The organism is Streptomyces sp. XY431 (assembly GCF_001279805.1).
Taxonomy (GTDB): domain Bacteria; phylum Actinomycetota; class Actinomycetes; order Streptomycetales; family Streptomycetaceae; genus Kitasatospora; species Kitasatospora purpeofusca.
Genome location: NZ_LGDO01000189.1, coordinates 1 through 4,653, shown reverse-complemented (window position 1 = coordinate 4,653; position 4,653 = coordinate 1). Strand labels below are relative to the sequence as shown.

At 75.5% G+C, this 4,653-nt stretch carries 5 protein-coding genes and 1 pseudogene; 4 read left to right on the top strand and 2 right to left on the bottom strand.

Translation table 11 applies throughout. The features are described from left to right. On the top strand, positions 1 to 1,174 hold a 1,174-nt coding region (locus tag ADK60_RS19745), incomplete at its 5' end, for an alpha/beta hydrolase family protein (RefSeq protein ID WP_053647699.1). 296 nt (positions 1,175 to 1,470) lie between these two features. Next, the gene (locus tag ADK60_RS43545) at positions 1,471 to 2,535 is read left to right on the top strand and encodes an ArsR/SmtB family transcription factor (RefSeq protein ID WP_159400497.1); all 1,065 of its coding nucleotides are present in this window, start codon (positions 1,471 to 1,473) and stop codon (positions 2,533 to 2,535) included. 68 nt (positions 2,536 to 2,603) lie between these two features. Here the strand turns inward: ADK60_RS43545 and ADK60_RS47720 are convergent. Then, positions 2,604 to 2,717: pseudogene (locus ADK60_RS47720) on the bottom strand (IS5/IS1182 family transposase); the annotation flags it as partial. A 117-nt stretch (positions 2,718 to 2,834) separates the two neighbouring features. After that, complete coding sequence (locus ADK60_RS19735; protein ID WP_045938351.1) at positions 2,835 to 3,815, bottom strand: LysR family transcriptional regulator; 981 nt, start codon at positions 3,813 to 3,815, stop codon at positions 2,835 to 2,837. A 377-nt stretch (positions 3,816 to 4,192) separates the two neighbouring features. On the opposite strand from ADK60_RS19735, the gene ADK60_RS47715 reads away from it, so the two are divergent. Both ADK60_RS47715 and ADK60_RS19730 read left to right on the top strand, forming a co-directional pair. Beyond that, positions 4,193 to 4,327, top strand: a complete 135-nt coding sequence (locus tag ADK60_RS47715) for a hypothetical protein (protein WP_286185291.1) — start codon at positions 4,193 to 4,195, stop codon at positions 4,325 to 4,327. A 10-nt stretch (positions 4,328 to 4,337) separates the two neighbouring features. Beyond that, positions 4,338 to 4,653, top strand: a 316-nt coding sequence (locus tag ADK60_RS19730; RefSeq protein ID WP_353651757.1) for a DUF6597 domain-containing transcriptional factor, incomplete at its 3' end; no start/stop codon positions are given.

The following is a 4,653-nucleotide window of genomic DNA, read 5'->3' as shown; positions in this document are numbered from 1 at the left end:
TCCCGCCGCCCCGGCCGGGGGTGCCGGCCCCGCGCCGGCCCCCGGCACCCCCGTCCCGCTGCAACTGCCCGCACCCACCGGGCCCTGGCCCGTCGGCACCGTCGCGCTGCACCTGGTCGACGACAGCCGCCCCGACCCTCTCCTCCCCGCCAAGCCCTACCGGGAGCTCATGGCCGGCCTCTGGTACCCGGCGGAACCCGGCGCCGGCCACCCGACGGCCTCCTGGCTGCCCCCGGCCGCGGCGGCCGACTGGGACGCGCACTCCGCACCGGCCCTCGGTGTCCCCGCCGGCGCCGCCGACTGGCAGGGGATCAGGACCCACGCCCGCACCGGCGCGCCCGTCGCCCGCCGTGCCGGCCGGCTGCCCGTGGTGCTGTTCTCCTCCGGCGACGGCGGCTCGCGCGCCCTCGGCACCACCCTGGTCGAGGATCTGGCGAGCCGCGGCCACCTCGTCGTCGCCCTCGACTCCACGTACGAGGCCGAACAGGTCGAGTTCCCCGGCGGCCGGGTCGAACGAGCCCTCCCGCTCCCCGACGACCTCACCCCGGAGGTCATCGCCGCCCTCCTCGCCGGGCACTCCCGGGCCCGCCTCGCCGACGCCCGCTTCGTCCTCGGCGCACTCGACCGGCTCGCCCGCGGGGACCGCCCCGACACCGGCACCGACCCACTCCCGGACGGGCTCGCCGAAGCCGCCGACCCGGCCAGGACCGGCGTGCTCGGGCAGTCCCTCGGCGGCTCCGTCGCCGCCCAGCTCGCCCACGACGAGCCCCGCGTCCGCGCGGCGGCCGACCTCGACGGCGCCCTCCTCGGACCCGTCGCCGACAGCGGCCTCGCCAAGCCCTTCCTGCTGATGGCCTCCGGTACGAAGACCCTGCGTACCGAACCGAGCTGGGCCTCCTGCTGGGCGGCGTCCACCGGCCCCCGGCACGCTCTGCGGCTGCGGAACGCCGCCCACGGCTCGTACACCGACCTCCAGGTCCTCCTGCCCCAGCTCGTCCGCCGCCTCCCGGTCCCCGACGCGGCCGGACTCATCGGCACCGTCGACCCCCGGCGCTCCCTGGCCGCCCAGCGCACCGCCGTCGCCGCCTTCTTCGCGCGGTACCTGACGGGGCGGCCCACCGGCTTCCTCGACCGGCCCGGCGAGGACTGGCCGGAGCTGGAGGTGCTGCGCTGAACCGGCCCGCCCGGCACCCCTCGTCACGCCGGGCGGCCCGGCGGGAGGGGCGCGGCCGGAACGCGGCGAGTATCCGCGCAGGTCACAGCACGCGGCAGCACCCCACGCGACCTCAGGGACTGCGCTGTGGCGCGCACCGGCCGAAAGGACGGGTCGTCACTCCGTCCCATGGCCGACGGATCCGCGGCCCGTGGGCGGATGCCGCGGAGCGCCGTGGTGACGAGCCTCGGTAGAGGCGGCCGTACAAGGACGGCCGCCGAGGTAGCCCTGTAGACGTCCTAGGGAAGGGGCGGGACTTGTTGCGGCTCCACTTCACCCACGACGACCTGACGAGGGTCCGGATCGCGCGGGCACCCGATCCGCTCGCGGAGTCGGTCCTGAGTCTGTCGCTGGTGCAGACCCGCGACATGGGCGGAGTGCTGATGGAGGGGTGGCGCAGCAGGACCCGTGGCAGTATGCGGCCCGAACAGCGGGTGCTGTTCGACCTGGCCACGCCGCTCGGGGTGGCGGAGGCCGCAGAGGCGTTCCTGCACGCCCGCAGCCGCACCCTGTCCGAGAGCCTGGAGCAGATCTGGTCACTGCCCGGCCGGCGGTGGAGTGCAGACCTGCGCGTCCTCAGCGGGATGCGCCCCCGAGCACCCCGTTGGGTCCATGAACTGCGAAGAGGCGAAAGCGAAATGCGCGCGACGGTCGACCGCCGGCTGCGCGAGTACCACTCCTTCGCGGTGGCACCGTACTGGTCGCAGCTGCTGGCCGCCGCGCACACCGAACGCGCCCGGAGTGCCACCCTCGCTGTCGACCGCGGTCTGGACGCACTGCTGGGCAGCCTCCACCCCGACGTCGGCTGGCAGTCACCGGTGCTGACGCTGCCCTGTCGCGTCGATGCCGACCTGCGGCTGCGCGGTGCCGGCGTCGTGCTGGTCCCCACCTTCTTCTGGCCCGAGCCGCTCGCGCTCACCGACAACCGCGGCCTCGACCACCCGCTCGTCCTGCACTACCCCCTCGCCCCGGACCTCACCACCTGCCGTGCGATCTGGACCTCCACCGCCGAGGACGGGCCGGACGGCGCGCTCGTCGCCCTGCTCGGAACCACCCGCGCCCGCGTGCTGCGCGCGGCGGCGGACCCGGCGGGCACCGCCGAACTCGCCCGCCGCAGCGGCTGTTCACCCGCCACCGCGAGCCACCACCTCAGCGTCCTGCGTACCGCCCGCCTTCTCACCACCAAGCGCACCGGGCCAGGTGTTCGGCACGCCCTCACCCCGCTCGGCCGAGCCCTCCTCGACGACCGCGCGCTCGACCGCCCGCCCGTGACCGTGACCGCCCGCACCCCCGCCCGGGACGCCTACTGCCCGGGACCGTGACCGCCACCAACCTGTTGGTTTCATGCGGTGCGGGCGAGGTTGTGCATGTGGGCGTCGGCCCTGTTGCCCGGCCCGTTGCCGCCGCGCTCGCGCACCACCCGCACGAGACCCTTGAGCCGCCGCATCCGCAGCCCCGTGAACGTCTCCACCCGGACCGGCTCGGCCCGGAGCACCGGAGAAATGCCCGGACTCGGACCTTCCGGAACAAGCTTCAGGGGCCGGGGGCGCAGCGGGCTTCAGGAACGGGTGGTCGGGTCCGGCCCGGGCCGATCCGCCCGGGCCGGACCCGACCGGGGTGTTCAACGGGAGCTCAGGACCGGGCGGTTGGCACCGAGGAACGCTTCGGCCGGGGGCAGGCCGACGGTGCGGCGGGGGGCGCCGGCGCGTGCGGTGACGACGCCGCGGACCAGCTCGCGCAGCCAGCGGTGGCCGGCGTCCTGGTCGTTGCGCGGGTGCCAGGCCATGGTCAGCGTCACCTCGGGCATGGGCACCGGGAGCGGGAAGGTGGTCAGGCCGAGGGCCTCGGCCGCCCGGGTGCCGAGGCGGGCCGGGGCGAGGCCGACCAGGTCGCTGTCGCGGAGCAGGAAGAGCGCGGCCGGGTAGCTCGGCACGCTGGCGACCACCCGCCGGGAGAGGCCGACCTCGGCCAGCCGCTGGTCGATCGGCCCCTGGCCGCGGCCGTTGCGGGAGACCGCGAGATGGTCGGCGGTGGCGAACTCCTCGGCGGTGGGGGGTGCACCGACGGTCAGCGGGTGTCCGGCGCGGGCGATGCCCACCAGGCCCGAGGTGGCGAGCGGTTCGGTGCGGGTCTCCGGGTCGAGGTGGTCCGTCACGCCGACCTCCAGATCGATCACGCCGTCCCGCATCGCGCTGGCGCCCTCCGGGTGGTCGCTCAGGAAGCGCAGGGTGACGGCCGGAGCCTGGGCGCGGACCGTCTCCACCAGGGTCGCGCCGATGGTGGTGAGGAGGACGTCCCCGGTCTGGAGGGTGAAGCGGCGGTTGAGGTCGGCCGGTTCGGCGGCGGCGCGCGGGACCAGCAGCGACTGGCCCCGGCTGACCAGCGCGCGGACCTCCGCCCGTAGTTCCACCGCGCGCGGCGTCGGGACCAGCCCCCGGCCGGCCCGGACCAGGAGCGGATCGCCGAGCACCCGGCGCAGCCGCCCGAGCGTGCGACTCATCGCGGGGGCCGAGGTGTGCAGCCGCTCTGCGGCGCCTGTCACGCTGCCCTCCTCCAGCAGGGCGTCCAGGGCGACAAGCAGGTTGAGATCGAGGTCCGGCATGGAGTTCTCCGCTGGTGGTCGGTCGGCTGGGTGGGGGTGGTGGGGGCGGGGATGACCAGAAGTGGAAGCAGTGCTGACCAAGGGTTTCGTGGGGACGCATGACGACTCGTCATCTGCCGTCGATCGTGACAACTCCCCTTTGGAGTGAAGGATCTGACGTGATGATTGACAATGACATGTTGGTGGTGGCCTGCCAAGGAGGCCGTGTGCCGACCTTTCGTCCGGCCGACGGCGCACGCCGGCCGCGTCGGCCCGGTGAGCTGCCCGGGCTGCCCGCGTGCTGCCCGGGCGACGCCCCCGGGCGACCCGCCGGCCCGGCGGCGGGGGTGCGGAAGTGGGGACGGTCGGTCCGGATCATCGGACGGTGGTACATACCAATGGACCTGCGCCGGAGCGCGCCCCGGGCGGACCGGCGGGTGTGGTGGGTGGCGATGGTGGCGGTGGCGGTCGTTGTGGCGGTGGTGGCGGTCGCCGTGGCGGTGGCGGTCGCGTCCGGACTCGTGTTCGGGTGAGAGTGGGAGGGTGAGTTCCTCCTCGTACGCGGAACGGCCGCCCGGTGCCGCCCCCGGGCGGCAGGTGGCCTGTGTCTGGGTGCGGCGGAACGTCGCGGGGCCTGCGTACGGGCAGCTCGTGGTGCCGGACGGCTGTGTGGACCTGGTGTGGTCGCCGGCGGGCCTGGAGGTGGTCGGCCCGGACCGTGCGCCGCGGACCGTGCCGGTGCCGGGCGGGGCCGAGCTGGCCGGGGTGCGGTTCCGGCCCGGCGCGGCCGGCCTGCTGCTGGGGGCGATGCCGGCGCGGGAGCTCTGCGACCTTCAGGTGCCGCTGGCCGAGGTGGTCG

Coding starts and splice junctions, on each gene's coding strand:
- ADK60_RS19735 (WP_045938351.1), bottom strand. CDS start 3,815: ATGCCGGACCTCGATCTCAACCTGCTTGTCGCCCTGGACGCCCTGCTG.
- ADK60_RS47715 (WP_286185291.1), top strand. CDS start 4,193: ATGGACCTGCGCCGGAGCGCGCCCCGGGCGGACCGGCGGGTGTGGTGG.